This window comes from Quyinboa sediminis (assembly GCF_042219855.1).
Classification (GTDB): domain Bacteria; phylum Bacteroidota; class Bacteroidia; order Bacteroidales; family UBA5342; genus JBHJHP01.
This window is the reverse complement of record NZ_JBHJHP010000001.1, coordinates 586,964-608,363: the sequence shown is the minus strand read 5'-3', so window position 1 is coordinate 608,363 and position 21,400 is coordinate 586,964. Positions and strand designations below refer to the sequence as shown.

At 40.7% G+C, this 21,400-nt stretch carries 17 protein-coding genes; 3 read left to right on the top strand and 14 right to left on the bottom strand.

The window, feature by feature from the left end; translation table 11 throughout:
• Positions 1-3: 3 nt before the first annotated feature.
• From ACE1EF_RS02485 to ACE1EF_RS02435, 11 genes are all read right to left on the bottom strand, one after another.
• Complete coding sequence (locus ACE1EF_RS02485; RefSeq protein ID WP_375719027.1) at positions 4-975, bottom strand: glycosyltransferase; 972 nt, start codon at positions 973-975, stop codon at positions 4-6.
• Positions 976-988: 13 nt separating this feature from the next.
• Positions 989-1,969: a GDP-mannose 4,6-dehydratase gene (locus ACE1EF_RS02480; RefSeq protein WP_375719026.1), complete on the bottom strand. Its 981-nt coding sequence runs from the start codon at positions 1,967-1,969 to the stop codon at positions 989-991.
• A gap of 195 nt (positions 1,970-2,164) precedes the next feature.
• Entirely contained in the window at positions 2,165-2,530 is a 366-nt protein-coding gene (locus ACE1EF_RS02475) for an endonuclease domain-containing protein (protein WP_375719025.1), read from the bottom strand.
• 72 nt (positions 2,531-2,602) lie between these two features.
• The gene (locus ACE1EF_RS02470; RefSeq protein WP_375719024.1) at positions 2,603-2,968 is read right to left on the bottom strand and encodes an endonuclease domain-containing protein; all 366 of its coding nucleotides are present in this window, start codon (positions 2,966-2,968) and stop codon (positions 2,603-2,605) included.
• Between the two features lie 84 nt (positions 2,969-3,052).
• Positions 3,053-3,838, bottom strand: a complete 786-nt coding sequence (cysQ, locus tag ACE1EF_RS02465) for a 3'(2'),5'-bisphosphate nucleotidase CysQ (protein WP_375719023.1) — start codon at positions 3,836-3,838, stop codon at positions 3,053-3,055.
• Positions 3,839-3,871: 33 nt separating this feature from the next.
• Positions 3,872-4,465 (bottom strand): adenylyl-sulfate kinase, encoded by a 594-nt coding sequence (gene cysC / locus ACE1EF_RS02460; RefSeq protein WP_375719022.1) that lies wholly within the window; start codon positions 4,463-4,465, stop codon positions 3,872-3,874.
• Positions 4,466-4,715: 250 nt separating this feature from the next.
• Positions 4,716-6,005: a nucleotide sugar dehydrogenase gene (locus ACE1EF_RS02455; RefSeq protein ID WP_375719021.1), complete on the bottom strand. Its 1,290-nt coding sequence runs from the start codon at positions 6,003-6,005 to the stop codon at positions 4,716-4,718.
• Between the two features lie 55 nt (positions 6,006-6,060).
• Positions 6,061-7,866 carry an SLC13 family permease gene (locus ACE1EF_RS02450; RefSeq protein ID WP_375719020.1) on the bottom strand — a complete coding sequence of 602 codons (1,806 nt, stop codon included), beginning with the start codon at positions 7,864-7,866 and terminating at the stop codon, positions 6,061-6,063.
• 25 nt (positions 7,867-7,891) lie between these two features.
• Entirely contained in the window at positions 7,892-8,410 is a 519-nt protein-coding gene (locus ACE1EF_RS02445) for a UpxY family transcription antiterminator (protein ID WP_375719019.1), read from the bottom strand.
• Positions 8,411-8,533: 123 nt separating this feature from the next.
• Entirely contained in the window at positions 8,534-11,002 is a 2,469-nt protein-coding gene (locus ACE1EF_RS02440) for a GumC family protein (RefSeq protein WP_375719018.1), read from the bottom strand.
• A gap of 6 nt (positions 11,003-11,008) precedes the next feature.
• Entirely contained in the window at positions 11,009-11,812 is an 804-nt protein-coding gene (locus ACE1EF_RS02435) for a polysaccharide biosynthesis/export family protein (RefSeq protein ID WP_375719017.1), read from the bottom strand.
• Between the two features lie 249 nt (positions 11,813-12,061).
• Here ACE1EF_RS02435 and ACE1EF_RS02430 point away from each other — a divergent pair, with 249 nt between their 5' ends.
• The 3 genes from ACE1EF_RS02430 (at position 12,062) to ACE1EF_RS02420 (ending at position 19,201) form a co-directional block, all read left to right on the top strand.
• Entirely contained in the window at positions 12,062-13,099 is a 1,038-nt protein-coding gene (locus ACE1EF_RS02430; RefSeq protein WP_375719016.1) for an o-succinylbenzoate synthase, read from the top strand.
• Positions 13,100-13,297: 198 nt separating this feature from the next.
• Positions 13,298-17,815, top strand: a complete 4,518-nt coding sequence (locus ACE1EF_RS02425; protein ID WP_375719015.1) for a hypothetical protein — start codon at positions 13,298-13,300, stop codon at positions 17,813-17,815.
• Between the two features lie 162 nt (positions 17,816-17,977).
• Positions 17,978-19,201, top strand: coding sequence for a M16 family metallopeptidase (locus tag ACE1EF_RS02420; protein WP_375719014.1), 1,224 nt, complete (start codon positions 17,978-17,980; stop codon positions 19,199-19,201).
• On the opposite strand, the gene ACE1EF_RS02415 is transcribed toward ACE1EF_RS02420, so the two are convergent.
• From ACE1EF_RS02415 to lgt, 3 genes are all read right to left on the bottom strand, one after another.
• Positions 19,202-19,483 (bottom strand): PLDc N-terminal domain-containing protein, encoded by a 282-nt coding sequence (locus ACE1EF_RS02415; RefSeq protein ID WP_375719013.1) that lies wholly within the window; start codon positions 19,481-19,483, stop codon positions 19,202-19,204.
• 265 nt (positions 19,484-19,748) lie between these two features.
• The gene (locus ACE1EF_RS02410) at positions 19,749-20,291 is read right to left on the bottom strand and encodes an STM3941 family protein (protein ID WP_375719012.1); all 543 of its coding nucleotides are present in this window, start codon (positions 20,289-20,291) and stop codon (positions 19,749-19,751) included.
• Between the two features lie 3 nt (positions 20,292-20,294).
• On the bottom strand, positions 20,295-21,398 hold the full coding sequence (lgt, locus tag ACE1EF_RS02405) for a prolipoprotein diacylglyceryl transferase (RefSeq protein WP_375719011.1): 1,104 nt from the start codon (positions 21,396-21,398) through the stop codon (positions 20,295-20,297).
• Positions 21,399-21,400 lie beyond the last annotated feature (2 nt).

Genomic DNA, 21,400 nt, shown 5'->3' with positions numbered 1-21,400 from the left:
ATTCTATTTTAACGAAATGAAGAGTTTTAAATAAACTTTTACCATCAGTCTGCTGAGTGTGTTTTTAGATCCGAAAACAAATAAAGCATCCAAAAAATTAAATGCTTTCGTTTTTAAAAGTTCCTGTTTTGCCATAAGTGCAGTTTGGGGTTCACTGAATACAAAGGCCAGCTTTAGCTTTTCTCTATGGTAATCTATCTCTACATTTTTTCTGACCACTTGCGAACAACCGTATTTTTTCATATACCATGTTTTTACTTCAAACACGGAATTGAACATGGCCAGTTTTTTACTAAAGTCCTGCTGATTACTCAGCGAGTTCTTCAGCACTCGGTATACGGCTGTATTATCAGGCAGATATTTGATTTTTGAATAGTGAGCGATTCCAAGCCACATGGGGAAGTCACCCATTTTCCAGGTATTGTTTTCGGGGAAATCACTGATAACCTTATGTATCAGGCTGGTCTTAGCTAAAACCGTTAAGGTGGATACCGGATTTTTCAGCAGAATATCTTCAAATGTTGGGTTATCGTTGTATACCGGTGCATCAAAGTTTCGTTTGAGAAACTTATGTTCATGTTCAGAATAAATGGCATGGTTGGTATGGACCATCCCATAATCAGGGTTTGCTTCCAGGAAGTCGACCTGCTTTTGCAGTTTATCCGGATCGGTCCAGTAATCATCTCCCTCGCAAATCGCAATATATTTACCTTCAGCTTTCTGACTTAAAATATCCACGAAGGGTTTGACGCCACGGGAATGTTGATTCTCTTTTTGAAAAATGGCCTTGATCCGTGCATCCTTCTTTTGATATTCTCTGATAATTTTCGCGGTATCATCTATAGAAGCATCATCATGGATGATGATTTCTACCTTAAAGGTGGTCTTTTGAAGCAGAAATCCTTCGATAGTCTGAGCAATATATTTTTCCTGGTTATAGGTTGCACATGCTATGGTTACCAAAGGTTCTGTCATCAAATCCTGCTTTTTAAATTACCTTCAGATCTTTCACAAAGGCTTCATTGGCATAATACCAGTCCACCGTTTGCTTTACGCCCTCTTCCACCGATACCTGAGGTTTCCATTTGAGTAAGCGTTCTGCTTTGGATATATCTGCCCACGTTTCCTTCATGTCAGCCTTATGCATCGGTTTACGGTCAATAACGGCTTTTTTGCCGGTCATCTCTTCAATCATGGCAATAAAACTGTTAATACTTACCGGATTGTTACCACCGCCCAGGTTGATGACCTCATAGCCCACTTTTTTACCTGCGGCAATGGTTCCACGGGCAATGTCATCCACGTAGGTAAAATCCCGGGCCTGTTCACCATCTCCATATAAAGTGATTGGCGTTCCTTCTGCTATCCATTTAACAAAACGCAGTGGTGCCATATCCGGACGTCCGGCCGGACCAAATACGGTGAAGTAGCGCACCACAGAAATATCCAGATCATGCATCTTATGGTAGGAATACGCCATCATTTCAGCAGCTTTTTTTGAGGCTGCATAGGGCGTTAAAGGTGTATTCACCGCCAGATCCTCCGTAAACGGCATGGGTAAACCGGCATACAATGACGATGTTGATGCCAGCACCATTTTATCCACTCCATTTTGTTTCATCAGCTCCAGCAGGTTTAATGTCCCCGTGGAGTTTGTGGAATTATATACAAACGGATTTTCAAGGCTATACCTTACACCGGCTCTTGCCGCCAGATTAAATACAACACTGAATGCAAATTCCTGAAATAATGCTTTAAGCGCATTAAAATCCTCAATATCCAGATATTTCCAGATAAAGTTTGGATGTTGCTTCAGTTTTTCGAGCCTGTGTTCTTTTAAGCGTACGTCATAGTAGTCGTTCATGTTATCCAGACCAACAACAGTATGCCCCTGCTCCAGCAGTATCTCAGCTGTTCGTGAAGCTATAAATCCGGCAGCACCGGTAACGAGATAAGTTGTGAGTTTCATTTTATATATTTACAGTCCATTCCTTTTTCACACCTGAATCCCTTTGTGCCACTGCTATAGCTTTGGCGACACGCGGAAAGGGGGCTTCAGTATTACTTTAGGTTGTTATGATTGATTTCCAACGTAATTTTTATCGATTCTGATAAGACCTCCCCCATTTCCCCCTCCTTACAAGGAGGGGGTTGGGGGTGGTATCTATAAGATTGATTGTAATCTTTTGAGCACGTCGATTATATTTTTATTTACTTCTTCGTTTGTATAACGGACAATTTTAAAACCATTTTCTGTTAAAAACCGGGAACGTTCTTCATCGTATTTTTTATTTCCCTCATTCTGATGAATTAATCCGTCAATTTCAACTATAAGGTTACATTCGGGGCAATAAAAATCTACAACATACGGTCCAATACCATACTGTCTCCTGAACTTCTTTCCATCCAGATTACGCCCTTTTAAATATTGCCATAATCGTTTTTCTTCAGACGTAGGATTGTTTCTGAGATTGCGCCTTGTCTGCTTGGTATACTGAGGATTCTTTAAGAAGTTTCTTTTTATTTCCATAAGAAATAGAAATAGTTATAGGACCTCCCCTTTTATCCCCCTCCTTAATAAGGAGGGGGTTGGGGATGGTACCTATAAGATTGATAGTAATCTTTTGAGCACGTTGATTATATTTTTATTTACTTCTTCGTTTGTATAACGGACAATTTTAAAACCATTTTCTGTTAAAAACCGGGAACGTTCTTCATCGTATTTTTTATTTCCCTCATTCTGATGAATTAATCCGTCAATTTCAACTATAAGGTTACATTCGGGGCAATAAAAATCTACAACATACGGTCCAATACCATACTGTCTCCTGAACTTCTTTCCATCCAGATTACGCCCTTTTAAATATTGCCATAATCGTTTTTCTTCAGACGTAGGATTGTTTCTGAGATTGCGCCTTGTCTGCTTGGTATACTGAGGATTCTTTAAGAAGTTTCTTTTTATTTCCATAAGAAATAGAAATAGTTATAGGACCTCCCCTTTTATCCCCCTCCTTACAAGGAGGGGGCTGGGGGTGGTTCATATCGTAACCCGTCACCTGTACACCTCAAACCACGGATTCAGCAGATTTTCTTTGTTGTATGTCATGGGTTCCTTGTTGTCGTGCCTGATGACCTTACAACCCGAAGCGAGGGCTATGGCATGTCCGGCGGCTGTATCCCATTCCATGGTGGGACCTAAACGGGGATAATAGTCTGCTGAGCCTTCTGCTACAAGACACAGTTTCAATGAGCTGCCTTTCGAAATAATATCAATGTCACCGAACTCTTTTCTTTTTTCTTCAATTATAGCTTCCGTTTCAACACTTAAATGCGAACGGCTTGCAATAATAGTATATTTTACCGCCTTCTCGCAAGGTAACCTATCCACGCTTTTAAATTTAATCTCTTCTCCTACAGGTATTTCCTCAACCTTTGTTTTGAAAGCACCAATCGTTAGATCTCCATAATACAAAGTGGAAGTAACCGGGGTGTATATCACTCCCATCACCGGTTGTCCTTCCTTAATCAATGCAATATTTACGGTAAATTCACCATTACGTTTGATAAATTCTTTTGTTCCGTCCAGCGGATCAACCAGCCAGAAGAATTCCCATTCGTTCCGTTTATCAAATTCAATATGTTTTCCTTCCTCGCTCAGTATAGGAATACCTGTTTTGCTGAGTACCTCAGTAATTTTAAGGTGTGCTTTTTTATCGGCTTTGGTTAAAGGTGAATTATCTGATTTTAATTCCACCTCAAAATCCCTGGAGTCATACACCTTAATGATTTCTTCTCCAGCTAAAATTGCAGCCGTAATGGCATTGTTCAGTAAATTCATTGTTGAGTAATTTGGTTTGGTTATGTGGTAATATTATTTTGATATTTTATCCAAAACATAATTCAGAATCTTACCTGTACATTCTGAAAGCGACAACTGATCGGTTCTGACCTCAACATCAGGATGTTCCGGCACTTCAAACGGGGCATCAATCCCGGTAAAATTCTTTATCTCTCCTGCCCTGGCCTTTTTATAAAGCCCTTTGGTATCGCGCTGCTCACAAACCTCAATTGGTGCATTCACAAAAACCTCGATAAAATTTTCCTTCCCAATTATACCCCTGGCAGAATCACGCATCTCCTTTCGTGGACTGATAAAGGTATTCAGTGTTATGACCCCTGCATTGACAAACAGTTTTGTAACTTCAGAAATTCGCCTGATATTTTCTGCTCTGTCCTCCTTACTGAACGTCAGGTTTTTATTAATTCCGGAACGGATATTATCACCATCCAGAATCTGGGTCAGGAATCCTCTGTTATGTAACTCCTGTTCAAGATTTATGGCCAGGGTGGATTTTCCTGAACCTGAAAAACCTGTAAACCAAACACATACCGAACGCTGATTCAGCAATTTCTCTTTATCTTTACGCTGCAATATTCTGTCGAAAATCGGATGTATCTCATTCATTTCTTAATAATTAATAGTCAGTTTAAAGTAGTTGATTGCTTTTACTTTTATGCATTTTAAAGAAAATTGACACGTGAGCCGTAATTCGTGAGTCGTGAATCGTGAGCCGTGAATCGTGAGTCCTGCTATGATCCGTGAATCGTGAACCGTGAATCGTGAACCATGAATTGTAAATCGTGTGTCGTAAGTCGTAAGTCATATATCTTGGTTCTTGGTTCTTGGTTCTTGATTCTTGGTTCTTGATTCTATTTTATAATCTTCCGTCAACTATTTCTTTTGGTAAAACCCCTTTGATATCAAAAATCACAGCATTTCCATTCTTCAATGCATCAAAGTCCATTTCCAGAAATTCGTTATGAGAAACAGCCAGAACGATTGCATCAAATTTCTTTCCATTAATGGAATCCAGACTATTAACGATATCAACACCGTACTCCTCTCTCACTTCTTCTTTATCCGCCCAGGGATCCAGTACAATCACTTCGTTACTGAATTCGCTGAATTCATGCACCACATCCACCACCTTGGTATTTCTAACATCAGGACAGTTTTCTTTAAATGTCACCCCAAGCACGAGTATCCTTGCATCGGCGATGGCCTTTTGTTTTTTAATCATCAGTTTAAGGACCTTGTTCGCCACAAAAATGCCCATATTGTCATTTACTCTTCTTCCTGAACGGATGACTTCGGGATAATATCCCAGCGATTCTGCTTTAAATGCAAGATAATACGGATCAACGCCAATACAATGACCACCTACAAGGCCCGGTTTGAATTTCAGAAAATTCCATTTTGTTCCGGCAGCCTCGATAACCTCATTGGTATCAATGCCAATACGGTCAAATATCAGCGCCAGTTCATTCACAAATGAGATATTCAAATCGCGTTGTGCATTTTCAATCACCTTGGAGGCTTCGGCCACTTTTATGGAAGACGCTTTATGCGTACCTGCCACTATAACTGATTTATAAAGGTGATCTACTTTTTCAGCCACTTCAGGTGTGGAACCGGATGTGACTTTCAATATTTTTGTCACAGTATGCAGTTTATCACCGGGATTTATACGTTCAGGCGAATAACCTGCAAAGAAATCCACATTGAATTTTAAACCGGAAACTTCCTCCAGTACAGGAATGCACTCCTCTTCTGTAGCTCCGGGATAGACCGTAGATTCATAAATCACAATATCGCCTGTTTTCAGGACCTGTCCAACAGATGCCGATGCTTTTTTCAAAGGTGTCAGATCCGGCACCTTATTTTCATCAATTGGCGTTGGAACCGTTACAATAAAATAGTTGCATGTACGGATGGCGTTAATATCTGTTGTAAAAGAAATACCTTTATTATCATCGGAGTTTTGGATAACTTCAGCCAGGTATTCATCTTCCACTTCCAGTGTCCTGTCTTTTCCCTGGTTTAATTCACTGATTCTTTTCGGATTGATATCAAAACCAATCGTTTTGTATTTTTTACCAAATTCAACTGCCAACGGTAATCCAACATAACCAAGTCCGATGACTGCAATATTAATTTCTTTCATTTCTTTATAATTTTCACGTTCCTGATAAAAATAAATTCTGTTTTATAAATAGTTTTTAAAACTCCCAAAAGTAGGGTATAAAAATGACTGATATAGCCATACTTATGAAGTTCAGTGGTAATCCTATTCTTAAATAATCCGAGAATCTGTAATTACCTATACTTTGAACAATAAGGTTGGTCTGATATCCGATAGGTGTACTGAATGAAGCCGATGCTGCCATTGCAATGGCTACAAAAAATGGTTTCGGATCAACCCCAAGTTGCTGAGCTGCAGCGTAAGCAATCGGGAAACTAAGAGCGGCCGCAGCATTGTTCGTTATTACCTCGGTAAATAACATGGTTATCAGGTAAATTCCAGCAATGACCCCATAAGGACCGTACCGTTTAAAAATATTAATGGTAAACGTTGCCACCACATCGGCAGCTCCGGAATTATTCAGTGCTTTGCTCACTCCGAATGCACATGCAATGGTAATGATCACGTCCCAACTGATAGCCTTGGTATATTTCTGTGCCGGTAAAATACGGGTCCAGACCATGAGCACTGTTGCCATGGCAGCAAAAAAGAACATATCAAGCGGTATTTTATCAAACAGCTTGTAATGCTGAAAAGATGTGGTCCCTGCGACCATACCAATGATGATGATCAGAGAAAGCCACATTTTGTCCTTTTTCTCCGGCTTGCTGACATCTCCCAGGTAAGAGGTTGTATAAAAAACCCTTGAATCCCCCCAGTCATTCAGAAACTTTTCTGTTGCCAGTAATATCAGATTATCCCCTTCTTTCAGAATCAGTTCATCCACATTGGAAGAGATGCGTTCACCATTACGGTGTACGGCCATAACTATGCCACCATAATGAGAAAGAAAGTCGAAATCTCCGATTTTTCTGCCGATTCCTGGGAATCGGGGTGATATCACCGCTTCAATCTGTTTAAGGTTCTGTTTGCGGAATGAATCCCCCACTTTCTGAAGACAGGCCATTTCCAGTCCGTCAATTTCCAGCAACATCTCAATGGCTTCTGATTTTCCTGCCAGGATAAGATGATCCCCTTCTTCTATGATGTAGCGTCCACGCGTGGTTTTAATAATCTGACCGTTACGGTGGATTGATGAGACCAGAAAATCCTTAAACTTAAGATTCTTCCGTTTTTCGATCATCTCTCCGATCAACGGACTTCCGGGTTTGATCACGACATCAAAATAATATTCCCTGAAATTGGTGAATGAATAGGTTTTGGGCACTTTTTTACCCGGCAGCAACCAGTTTCCGAATATAACCATATAAATAAAACCGGCCAGTGCAATTAATCCGCCTACTTTCCCCAGTTCGAAGATTCCAAACCCCTTGAATCCGGCATCCAGCATCAGACCATGAACCACAAGGTTTGTGGAGGTTCCGAATAAGGTGCATACCCCACCCAGAATAGTGGCGTAAGACAGTGGAATCAAAAATTTGGAAGCCGGCAGGTTAACTTTTTCAGCCCATTTTTTAAAGATGGGTGCAAAAATAATAACCACAGGTGTATTGTTCAGAAAGGCAGAAAGTGCCGATACCGGAATCAGAGTCTTAAGATAGAGAATGGGCACGGGTAATGCTTTTTTGGGCAGCATAACCTTTGCCAGGTAATTCAGTGCTCCTGTCTGTCGGATACCTTCACTCACAAGGAAAAGGATGGCAATGGTGATCATCCCCTTATTGGAAAAACCGGCCAGGGCTTCCTGGACATCAATGATGCCAAGCGCCATAAACAGAAACAGTCCTGAAAAAAGAATCAGTCCCGGCCGGAACATTTCCTTAAACAGGGCAATTACCATTAAAATAATGATTGCACTGACTAAATAGGCATCAAAGGTCATACAGATTTTTTAACCCGTAAGTACATTACTCTTTTATTTTTTGCAAAAATACGCCCGCCACTTCTGCCTGCACGGCATACCCCAATGGTTCAAGTCGCACCTGAAAGTGCTGTTTCCCTTTCTTATATACGACCTCTCCTTTTGCGCCTTTCAGCGGACCCGCCGTAATCTCAACCATATCACCTTTTTCAATATCCGTAACAATAAGATTCACATCTCCGGGCAGCTCCCTTAACATCAGTTTAAGCATGTTAATCTCCCGCTCAGGTATTGGAGCCGCTTTTCCGTTAAAAGTTACATACCGGATGGTATACGGTGTATTGAGTGCCTTGTAATATTCTTTCTCCGAAACATGGACAAAGATGTAAGATGGTATTAAAGGCATCTCCACCATTTTTTTACGGTCGCTCCACTGCCGTAAGGTTTTTTTTATGGGAAGATACGTTTCAATGCCATCTTCAAGCAGAAATTCATATGCTTTCTTCTCTGCTCTGGAGCGCGTGTAGATGGCATACCATGCATATTTGTTTTTTTGTTCACTCATGTCTTTACACAGCTTCGCCTCCTCAGTCACAACAGGTGAACCAAGCAGGCCTCATTTACAAAAAAAGGTACTTCATTTCAGGATCAACCCAAAATGAATTACCTTGATAATTATATCGTCCGGTTAAGCCTTATCATCTGAACCGGAATTGTTATCCTCTTCCGATTCAATATATCCCTCGCCATAACCATAACCGTATCCGTAACCATATCCATAGCCATAGCCGTAACCATAACCGTAGCCGTAGCCATAACCGCTACCATATCTACGTCCGTAAACATATCTTCCATACCGGTATGTACTCTTTTTAACCAGTATATCGTTGGCAATAACGGCCAGATTCGGAATGCCGTCTGCCGTTGCCGTTTCAAGATTATCTTTCAGCAACTGTTTGATAGTATAATTATGCCGGACTATAAAGAGGTTTACATCTGTAAAATGCGCCAGCAGATAACCATCTGAAACAATGCCCACAGGACTGGAGTCGATAATGATGTAATCGTAATGCTTCTTTAACTCCTCCAGCAACTCTTTGTTTTTTTCTGACCCTATTAACTCGCCCGGGTTTGGTGGTACCGTACCTGAAACGATCACATCAAAAGGAAGTCCCTCCGGTTTTTGGATGATCTCGTCCAGTGTTACCTTTCCAATGAGATAATTCGAGATACCCGGAGTGGCGTTTATGTCAAGATATTTTGCAATTCTCGGTTTCCTGAGGTCATACCCAAGCAAAACTGTTTTTTTACCCGACAGGCCATAAATACCGGCCATGTTCAGTGAAGTAAAAGTTTTTCCTTCACCCGGCATGGATGACGTGACAAGAATCATCATCTGCCCTTTACCCTGCGTCATAAATTCCAGGCGGGTCCGGATGGTTCTGAACGCCTCAGATACAGCGAGCTTGGGATATTTTACAGTTATAACCCTGGCTTGTTTTTTGGTATGTGGGATCATGCCCAGCACCGGTACACTTGATACTTTTTCAATGTCATCCTTACTCTGAATGCGCATATTGAAATAATCTTTCAGGATGATGTACAAAAACGGAATACCCAATCCAAGAACCAGAGAAATCAAAAAGTTGATCCGTGATTTATTGGCATCCACCCTAGCCAGGACCATGGAATGATCCAGAACCAGATTATCCGGTGTATTCGATGCTTTCTGAATCTGCGCCTCAGATCTTTTCTGTAACAAAAACGTATAGTAGCTGTCATTTACCGTAAATGTACGTTCAATGCCCAATAGCGCGCGTTCCGTTGCCGGTAAGATTTTGGCTTTATTTTTAACTTCTTCCAGGCGTTCATCCACATCTTTTATGGCAATGTTTGTTTTTTCAATCACATTGTCTGTCGTTTCTATCAATGCTTCACGAACGGTATTAATCTGCCTTGTTGTAGATTCGTACAATGGGTTTTTATCCGTTAAAAACAGACGTTTGTTCTGTAATTCAGCAAACTGTTTAACCTGCTCTGTCAGCAGAGGTTCTGTTATTCCCATGGTAGAAGGTGAAACAATATTACCGGCAGTTGTTTCACTTTTCAGATATTCAATCAGATAATCGTAATAGCTGTTCTGAAGCAACAGATTTGCCCGCTGGTCTTCCAGTTTATTGGCCTGGTCAATTAATAATTTAGCCTGAGCCGAAATATCCATTACCAGGTTTTCGGACCGGAAATTCTGCAGCTTTGTTTCCGCTTTAGCCAGAGAATCTGCAATATCGCGCAATTGTTTATCTATAAAGGCAATCGTTCGAATGGCTTCCTGATTTTTTCTGGCCAGGTTATCATCCAGAAATTCAGCCGTCAAACCATCCAGAAATTCCTGATCCCGCCGTGGGTTGGGGCCGGTCAGGGATACTTCCACAATTGTTGCTTCGTCCATGACATAATCAATGGATAAGCGGCTGTTAAATTCTTTTACAATACTTTGTTTCGTTCTGTAACTGAATTTTATCTCGATGGGATCCTTGGCAGAATAGTAAACCGGGTCGCGGGTCACCATGAACTTAATACCTTTGTGTACGACAGGGATACCATACCGGCCTTCCACTGAAAAGCCTTCAAAAAAGTCGTTCCCGTCTGACACAATTTTAAACCGGTTTTCATCAACATTGCGGAAATAATAGATCAGATTAACGGCTGTTACCGGTACGGAATCAAAGTTGATAACAACCGGAGAGTTTTTATACAGCGGCACCTCCCTGAATGCATCTTTAGCATAGTAATCCACTGAAAGATCCAGAGAATCCACTGCCTTTTCAATCAATGAGAAGGTCTGCAGGATAACCACCTGGTTGTTCACGTTGGTGTATCCGCCAAGGCCATACCCCTGCATCACGGATTGGGCACCAATCAGGTTCGATTTTTTGAACTCTTCAATCAGCACAGTGGTTCCCACTTTATAGGAAGGGACAATCTTTTTATTGATAAAATAGGCTATACCGCCGGCTATGACGACACCCAGAACAAACAAATACCAGTTGGCCAGGATTTTTACAATCCACTTTTTGATATTGATACCTTCATCTTCCTGCTCAATCTGCGGATAATAAGGTTTGTTATAATTCTCTTCAACAGAATTCTTTTTCATGCTATTCTATGGCTTCAACTGAACGTTTGTGTAACTCAGTACTAAAATTAAAAACGATAACGATGAGGTTATGGTGGAAAAGAGGTTGCCAAAATTATCAAAACGGAAGAATTGTCCCTGCATTTTCTCCACATAAATCACATCATTGGGTACCACATAGTAATATTCTGAACCGATAATATCTTCAGATCGCAGGTCAAATTCCTTAATTACCGTCTCATCTCCAACTTTTCGTATTATCTTTATCTGTGCCCTGTTACCGTAGGTAGCCACATCACCTGACATGGCAATGGCCTGAAAAATATTCAGCTGTTCTTCATAAATTTCATATCGGCCGGGGGATTTTACATCACCGATTATGCTGATGTACCGGTTAACCAGTTTTACCGTAACTTTTGCCTGTTCCATCAGGTAGTCATCGAGTACATCCATTATTTTCTGTCTGATCTCCCTTGTTGTCAGTCCCTCAACTTTTATAGTTCCCACATAAGGAAAATCAATGGTGCCATCATCGTAAACCAGATAACTTAAAAGCGATAATGTTCTGCCCACCATCGATCCACCCGCTATTTGCCTGGAAGTGGAGAGAAATCCCTGCTCTTCCTCCATCAATGGTTCAACATTGATATACAATTCATCACCGGGTTCTACCTTATAGTTTTCCGGCTTGTAATCTTCATATGACGGAATCTTCTTTGTGGGAGACTGAAGATAAGTAATCTGCTTTTTTGTGACGCAAGAGGTTACGGATAGCATTGCAAACAGGAGCAGAACCAAACTATGGCCTTTTCTTAAAATATTCTTTCCCATTTATACTTTTTTTTCTGATAGCTTTACCTTGCTATATAAGCAACAAAAATAACAAAAATTCACGTTTTACGGTTGAATAACGTAAGGATTGTGCTTATAGTTTTACGATAAGTTAACAACCTTGTTTTGAACACAGGATAAACAACTGACTAACTACTAATTAACAGTGCTCAAACAAGTTTTCAACAAATAATGTTAATAAGTCTCCATTTTCTTTTTTATTTGTTTATTTGTGTTCATCATTCAATTATGAACGTCAGGCTGCATAAATATGAACTTATCTTCCGGTTTCCCGCGGGAACTTCCCGTGGTGTTTTAAAAACCAAGCCTGCATGGCTTTTATTGTTCAGTGATGAAAATAAAACCGGTATCGGTGAAATATCCAGGTTGCCCGGACTCAGCTATGATGATCATCCTGAATTTGAAACAAAGCTGCTTGCATTAATCACTGATTTTAACCGTACCGGATATCAGCCCAATTTAACCCAGCAACTTGCAGCATGGCCCTCTATTCAGTTTGCATTCGAAACTGGTATGGCAGATTTGCATGCAACATCTCATATTTATACAGACAACCGTTTTACCCGTGGCCTGGATGGCATTCCCATTAACGGTTTGATATGGATGGGAGAAAGAGACTGGATGCTTCAACAGATTGATGATAAACTGAACGCAGGATTCCGCTGTCTGAAAATGAAAATCGGCGCCATCGGTATTGAAACAGAACTGGATATTCTCACTTCAATCAGAAAACGCTATAGCGCCGGTAGTCTTGAGCTGCGGGTAGATGCTAACGGTGCATTTAATAAAAACACCGTTATGCCTGTCCTGGACAGACTTGCCGGTTTAAGCATACATTCCATTGAACAACCGGTAAAAGCCGGACAGCCTGAACTGATGCAGAAAATCTGTCAAAACACCCCGGTTCCTGTGGCACTGGATGAAGAGTTAATTGGCGTAACTGATCCCAGCGAAAAAAACGAACTATTGTCTTATGTATCCCCTCAGTATATTATACTGAAACCGGGTCTTCTGGGAGGATTCAGGGCCTGTGAGGACTGGATGAAAAGAGCTGATTGTCAAAACATAAAGTACTGGATAACTTCTTCGCTGGAATCGAATATCGGATTGAATGCCATTGCTCAATGGACCTCCACACTGGGAATTACCATGCACCAGGGACTTGGAACCGGAAGCTTATATGAAAACAACTTCAACTCTCCTCTGCACATACAAGAGGATAAGTTGTGGTTTGATCCTGCCCGTAAGTTCAGTATTAAAATCTGAGAACACCCTCCTTTCAGACTTATATTGTGACATATCAGTCAATTCTTTTAAATCATCTTCAAATTACTATATATTAACAATAAGTGCATTTTAACGCCAATTTATTTTCTTTATTGTAATTTTTACATTAATTTTGTATAAATTGTTTTTAACCAACTTAACATGACCCGTAAAGGTTAAACGTCTAATTTGCACAATATGAAAGCTTCTCTACCTTTTTTGATTGCAGCAATGTTGTTAATTCCGTCACTTCCGGGTATATCTCAGGATTGTGATTCGGTTACAACATTTACCGGGGTGGTACCCTACGTTGTTGAGGGTAATCCAACAGCCTGTACGATCAGTAATAATCCGGGTTTTAAAATTGATGGTTACTATGAAGGAACCTTCGTTTTGCAAAATAGTACAAGTACTTCATTTTATAGTTGTTCAGATGATAACTATCAATTCAATGATGCCTGGATAAAGGTGACAAAAACCGGATATCCGGAACATCAGAGTTTCTCTTTTGAAACTTCTCCGGGACTTTCCATTGAAAAGGTCATTGTGAAAGGTGGTTCGCTGAATAACTTAAAATCAGTGGATTTGAACAGTGCCGCCAATATATATGACTACGACGGTTTAAAGGTGACCTCAGACACCGGACTGCATGCTCCGATGAAATCGGATTGTAAATATTACGATATCAGCCATATTGACTTTGTACTTTCCCAGGCAATTGAAGTCAATCACACTGCCGGCTATAGTTGTAGCAGCGAAAAAACATGGTCTATCGAAGAAACCGCATTGCAGGACACGGTATTTACGTTTCCCGGTGCTACTTACACAACCGGTTTTTCTACCAAACTGATACAAACAGGAATAATACAGAACTCCTGCAAAATAACAGGTGAAATAGTAATCCACAACACTTTGCAACAAGCCCTTACCATTGATTCTTTAAAGCCTGTTGCAGAAGGCATTACACTTACAGACCTGACATTCTCCGGAAACATACCATGTATTCTGAAACCGGATGAAAGTATAAGCTGTTCCTACACAGCCATACTTCAGGGGGACATTCCGGAAACCATTGCACTGGATATATCAGGTTCCGTTCCGGTTAAACCTTCAGAAACAATGGCACCTGTTCATGCAGAAGGCAATGGAATCATCATTAATGATTCGGTCTCAATATTCCGTAATGGTGAATTTCTGGGCAGGGTTTCAGAGAGTGCGGAATGGACCAGTCACGATAGCTACATTTACTCCGGGTCGGAATCGTCACTTTTCAGGTCCTCTGAAGCCATTATCGCTGAAACCGGAAATTCAGATACAGATTCAGTGCTTGTGATGGTCAGCATGCCAGACATAAAAGTGGCCACCAATACATCTTTTGAAAGAACGAACCACTGGTCGATCAGCAAATCAGTATCGGAAGATACACTGAATCTCATTACCGGCGATACTGAGGATGTAAGCTATACCGTTTCCGTAACGAAGGATTCTGCTACGCTGGGATACCTGGTTGAAGGATTAATCACAGTGGTAAATCCATTAAAAGTCAACAATCTGACCGGAACACTTACAGCTACCATTGACGATGTAAATGCCGAAATTACAGGTGTTGCATACAATAATACCTTTATCATTAATCCGGATCAAACCAGGGTTTTTCCTTTTACCTTAAGGCTGAATAAGGAGCCTGAGAGCACAATATTATCCGTCCGATTAATTTCCGGCGGTATAACCTATGGCAAGGAAACTGCGATAAGTCTACCACAAAGTATGCTTATGGTATCTGAAATAAATGACATCATAAACGTAACAGACACCTATGACAACAAAAGCTGGTATAATATTTCTGAAGACAGTGAATGGACCTATACCCGCACCATCAGTGAAGATCTTAAAGGTGATGCGCAAATAACAGAAGGTGTTCTTAATTTTGACGTGGATAATACAGCAATGATTTCGGAAACCGGACAAACAGCAGAAGCCGTTGTAAACGTCACCTGTTTTTATCCGGTTGTGGAACAAACAACGGTCACGTCATTTAACAGGAATTCTGAATGGGACCTGACGGTAACAAGTGATCCTGAAGTCAACCAGTTTCCCTCTGATCAGACGGATGTAACGTATACCGTTAATGCTGAAAAGAAATATACTGACAGTAAATTCCAGGTCACAGGATCGGTTTCCATTACCAATCCTTCCGGAACTGAACCAATGACATTCACCATCTCAGATATGTTCAACGGATCAGAGGTCAGTTTTAATGAGATTGAACCCGGAGAGATCATTGTACTGCAACCCGGGGAAACCCTTGATCTGACCTATGTTTATACGACCGACCAAAAACCGGTGGATCAACAAAACAGTGTTGTGATACAAATCAATGACAAACAGATTTCAGATGTTCTGAATTACACGCTGAATGAAGACGATGCCGTAATAAGCGAAACAAACGGAACAGCAACAATATCTGACACTTTTGGGGTCATTACAGATGAACCTGTAACGGAAAGTACTACGTTAACTGTCACAAGAAGTTTTGAAACACCGGTCCTTAATGAATCGGACTATACGGACGGAAAACAAAGCACTTCTGTTACGAATGCTTTCGTATTAAACGAAGATGCAGTAACAAGCAAAGTTACTACAACCGTAAACTACTACATTCCTACCATGACCAAGGTGATGAAAACGGATAAAGTTCTTGCTTATGACTGGACCATCACTAAAACGGCATCAGTAGAAGAATTAAACCTCATGGCTGGCGAAGAATCGTCAGTTGATTATACGGTTACGGTTGAAAAAACAGGATCGATGACCTGGTATTCAATTAAAGGCAGTGTATTTATATGCAATACAAATCCGGACGATTATCTCTTTTTGACTGTCATGGAACAGGTAAACGGCAGTCAGGTTATGCTGGATGGTGCAAACATGTATGGCTATGCCACCATACCACCAGCCACAACAAGAGAATTTACATATACACTCACATCTGAAGAAAAACCGGCAGATGGCATGGCCATAACCTTTATGGCAAATGAGTATACTGACCAGATTAAAACTGCGACATACAACTTCAGTGATATAAACAACATTACAGCAATTAAAAATGATACGGTAACGGTAACTGATTCATACGGCAGTAAAGTATGGACTGATGTTGACTCTTCAATGGTCTTCACCTACAATCGTCCGGTTTACACCTATGGATTAATTCAACCGGATTTTATTAACGGCGTTTACAGCTTCACCCTACCGAACACGGCAAAAATTGTTGAACTGGATAAGTCGGCGGTGGCTGATGTGGACATCAACTGCTATGCACCTGTCGTTTCACAAAAAACAGAAGGAAGCTTTGACAGACACTGTGCCTGGAACGTTGTCAAAACCAGTGACAGCTCCTCCTATAATGTGGTACAGGGTGAAACACTTGATGTACCGTTTGAAGTAAAAGTTGACGCAAACTTCAGTGATGAGAATTATATCCTGTCCTGTACCATACAGTTGTATAATCCTCATCCGTCCAGGTCGATGGAAGTTGAGCTTACGGACAGGTTCAACAATACAGCCATTACACTGGATAATTCTGTCGTTCAGATTGAACCTGGATCTACCACCGAAGTTGCTATCATATATCATCCGGAACAGGCTCAGAGCGGATACAACAGTGCCATAGCGCAACTGAATGGCATACCGTTCACCTCGCTTCAGAATGTAACATTTTCAACTCCTGCCAATGTTGTCAACGGAACAATAAGGGTAACAGACAATATGCTGGATAACCCCCTGGGCGTTGTCACATTCACGGATCAGTTACCGGTTTATTATAACTATAACATCACCATGGGACCTGATTTCACCGGGGATACCGAAGTTATCCGGAACATTGTTACCATTTCAGGGGATGATGACACATTGATCACAAGCTCTGAGTGTCATGTTATTGTAACGGTTGAACCCAATGACGGCACTGATCCGGATCCTGATCCCGATCCTCAGCCAACCGGTTCGGGCTGCACACTTACACCCGGCTACTGGAAAACGCATTCTGCTGAATCAGGGAAATACGACATTAAATGGACCAATCTGCCGGATATGGATATGGATGGCAGAAAAGAATATGAAAATGAAATGTTCTTTACCAGCGGCATGACCTATCTTGAGATTATCTCCAGTCCTTCTGTAAGCAGCTGCTACATTATCCTTGGAAGAGCATACGGTGCAGCCAATCTGAATATCCTGGCAGGATCTGATCCACATGATGTTCGGGAAGAGATGGAGCAGGCTGAGGAGCTTTTAGCAAACTACAGCGTTGAATCAGCTGAATCAGTCCGTTCTCTTGTTCTGGCTATCGCAGGCACACTCGACAAATATAATAATGGCATTATCGGTCCGGGGCATTGTAACGATACGGACCGAAAAAGTACCACCATGGACGGAACTGAACCAACGGCAGAACAGAATGTTAGTCTTTGCACCTATCCGAATCCATCGGAAGGAGAAGTTTACTTTAACATTGACCTGACAGAAAGTGCACATGTCAGACTGGAAGTTTATGATTCCCTGGGCAACCTGATTGACGTTCTTATGGATGAGTATGTGGAAACAGAAAACATTCGCAACATTGATATTCCGTTTTTCAAAGAATCATCCAGAATCTACTTCTACCGCTTAATTGTAAACGGTGTGATTTATAACGGCTCTCTTTTACCACAATAACATATTGATTTTAAAATTTAGTTACATTAATTCTGAAACCCATCTGCCGGTAGTCCGGCAGGTGGTTTTCTTTTTAAGCGAGTTTTGAGAATTTGCAGGCTTTCACTGATTTAACAATCATTATTTATCAGCGTAAAAAAATCATGTATATTTGCGCCACTTATGGCAGAATATCATTTAGAGACATTACAAAACGGCATAAGGGTGGCTCACCTGCCCTATCAATCGAATGTAGCATACTGCGGCATTGTGATAAACTGTGGCTCCTCAAGTGAAACGGAACACGAACAGGGCATCGTTCATTTTATAGAACATATGTTGTTCAAAGGGACAGCTAAACGAAAAAATTATCAGATCCTCAACCGGCTTGAAAATATTGGCGGCGAAATAAATGCGTATACTACAAAGGAAGAAACCTTTATTTATGCTGCCTTCCCAAAAGCATTTCTGGCGCGGGCCACAGAACTGATGGCGGATATAACCTTTAATTCCACCTTTCCTGAAAATGAAATATACAAGGAAAAGGATGTGGTACTGGATGAAATAAACTCATACAAGGATTCACCTTACGAATCCATTCATGATGATTTTGAAGACCTTATTTTCAAGGATCATCCCCTCGGCCATAATATTCTGGGAACCGAGGAAACGCTTGAAAAATTCAATTCGGATGATCTGAGCCGTTTTATCAGGAAAAACTACCACAGCAACCAGATTGTTTACTTTGTTATGGGCGACTATTCCTTTAACCGGGTACTGACCACTGCACGTAAATACCTGGAAATCTTTCCTGAAAATTATGGTGAACCTCAACGAAACGGTCATTTTACCTACAAACCCACATATAAGACGCTGAGCCAGGAAACATACCAGGTACACTATATTACAGGTAATGTGGCTCCTGGCATTCATGATGATAACAGGCACAGTGTATATCTGCTGAATAATATACTGGGAGGACCGGGTTTAAACTCACGCCTTAATCTTAACCTGAGGGAAAAAAATGGTATTGCGTATAACATCGAATCCAATTACACACCATTTACCTCAAACGGATTAATAACTATCTATTTTGGATCAGACAAGAGGAACCTGAAAAAATCTGAACGCATTATTCAACTTGAACTAAAAAAGCTCAGAGAAACGCCGTTGTCAGTCAACCAGCTTAATATTGCCAAACGTCAGCTGATCGGCCAGTTAGCGATTGGAACAGAGAACAGGGAAAACCATTTTCTGACTTTCGGAAAAAGTATTTTGCATTATAACCGGTTTGATTCATATCAGGAACTGATCGAACGTATTCAATCCATAACTGCACTGCAACTCCAGGAGACGGCCAATTTTGTTTTTAACAAAGATCAGCTGAGCAGCCTTATCATTCTTTGATTACTTGATCTGTTCATCCCTTTGCAACAGGTAAAAAATGGATGTTACAGGCGGGAAGACCAGCATCGTAATGATCCAGAATGCTTTATTCGTAATGTCATTCAATACAATATCCCTGATAATTAGTATGATATTACAAATCAATAATATCAGACCTGTGATCAACAGCATGACAGCATACGGACATTCCAGTATTCTGGCAAAGGTCCCGATTGAAGTGACAAGTATAACGCCAAGCGTCAGCGTCCATAAAAATTTTGAAGGTAGAGGATTTGATAACATTTTCCTTTATGTTTTAAGGTTTACAGGTAAATAAATCATTGTATTACACTTAACTTTTGTTTCAATCAATTATATAAAAAAACAATCCGAAATGTTTTTAATTGATCTACATAATTCTTTTTCAGTAATAAGTTTAAGGCATACTTACTTAACAGGTGTAAATATATGAAATATTTTTTGTGGAACACAAATTTTTTAACACAGAATTAATTTCACAAATAAAACTTTATTCGTGTTAGTAAATAAAAATGTCACGGAATACAAATCAGGGACGGGAAACCGGTTTAAGGTACTGTGTTAACAACGATTCAAAACCCACTACAGATATCTGTAATTCATTCATCGCAATACTCAACGGTGTTTTATAGGCCCGCATGTTCATTTTCATTAATCTCTTTTTCATGCCGTTTCGCTCTCGTTCTATTACAGCCTCAGGATTCTTGAGCATTAAAAGAATAAAATAATTGCCTTTCACCTTTGTTCTTTCAAAAGATCGTATTTCTCTCCAGGGCACGATTCCAGGCTCCGGATCCTTTGGATTATAAACCAGCCCTTCCCCGGTAAAAATATAGGCCGGTGTTCTTTTAATTAATCTTCTGATATTCAAAAACATACCATATCCAAAAAAGAGTACCATAAAACCGCCAATTACCGTGTTCGTCAATTCAGTACCGCCATTTTGTGTGAGGTTTTCGGCATTTAGCATCAGATAAACCCCGGCTGCGGCAAATACCAGCGAACCAAAAGCAAACAACCATGACCGGTTACGGGTATATTCTATGGCTTTTTGAGATACTGTGGCGTCCATATTTTACTTACTTTCTTTGGTTTTTATGATAAATGGGCGAATCATCAGAATAATGCCGGCCAGTACAAAAGGAATACTCAGCCACTGCCCCATATTCAGCGACATGCCTTTTTCGAATCCGACCTGGTTCTCCTTAACAAATTCGATGAGGAAACGCGACAGGAAGGTAATAATAAGATATAATCCAAACAGAAATCCTTTCTTTTCTGCGAGGTTTGTGCGATAATATAAAAACATCAGCAATACAAAACCAAACAAATAGCACAGAGACTCATAAATGTGAGTTGGGTGTTTGGGTATGACAAAAGCCGGAAACGTAGCCTGCCAGTGTCCCCTGAATACCTTAAGTTGTGGCTGCACATCCGGTTCTACATATACATTAGACTCGGCGCCATCCTCCTTGACGTATCTGGACAATGCATCTTTAATGATAAAGCGGGCTATTGCATCAGCCTGTTTTTCATCTGAAATACCTTGCTTTAGTGTTACATTAAACATTACAGGCCATGATTTGCCTCCGTCCGGGGATTCCCCTTTCACCTTTTCCACATGATAATCATCAACAAATTTTGCCAGCTCACTGCCGTCATCAAGCATGTGGGCAAATTTTGTGTCTTTCAGATAAACAAACCCATAATCAGAATCAGTAGGATATCCGTAAATCTCACTGTTCATTAAATTGCCAAATCTTATGAGGGCTGCCGTCAGAGCTACACCAAGGACTATTCGGTCCAGCACCCAGAATACACTGCGTTTGGAAACCTTCCTGGAAAATAAGATGAGGGCTGTTAAAACGCCAATGGCACCGCCATGGCTGGCAAGTCCGCCCTCCCAAATTTTAAGGATTTCAATCGGATGTGCCAGGTAGTACTCCGGCTGATAAAACAAACAATGTCCCAGACGTGCACCTACAACAGTACCTATAATAGTATAAATGAAAAGCTTTTCAACCCATTCCTGGGGTAATCCTTCCCGTTTAACAATGTTCAGCATTATTCTGTAGCCAATATAGAAACCTATACCGAACATGAGTCCGTAATAACGGACGTGCAACGGGCCGAGTGAGAATATTTCAGGATCAGCATTCCATAAAATGTATCCGAGCATAA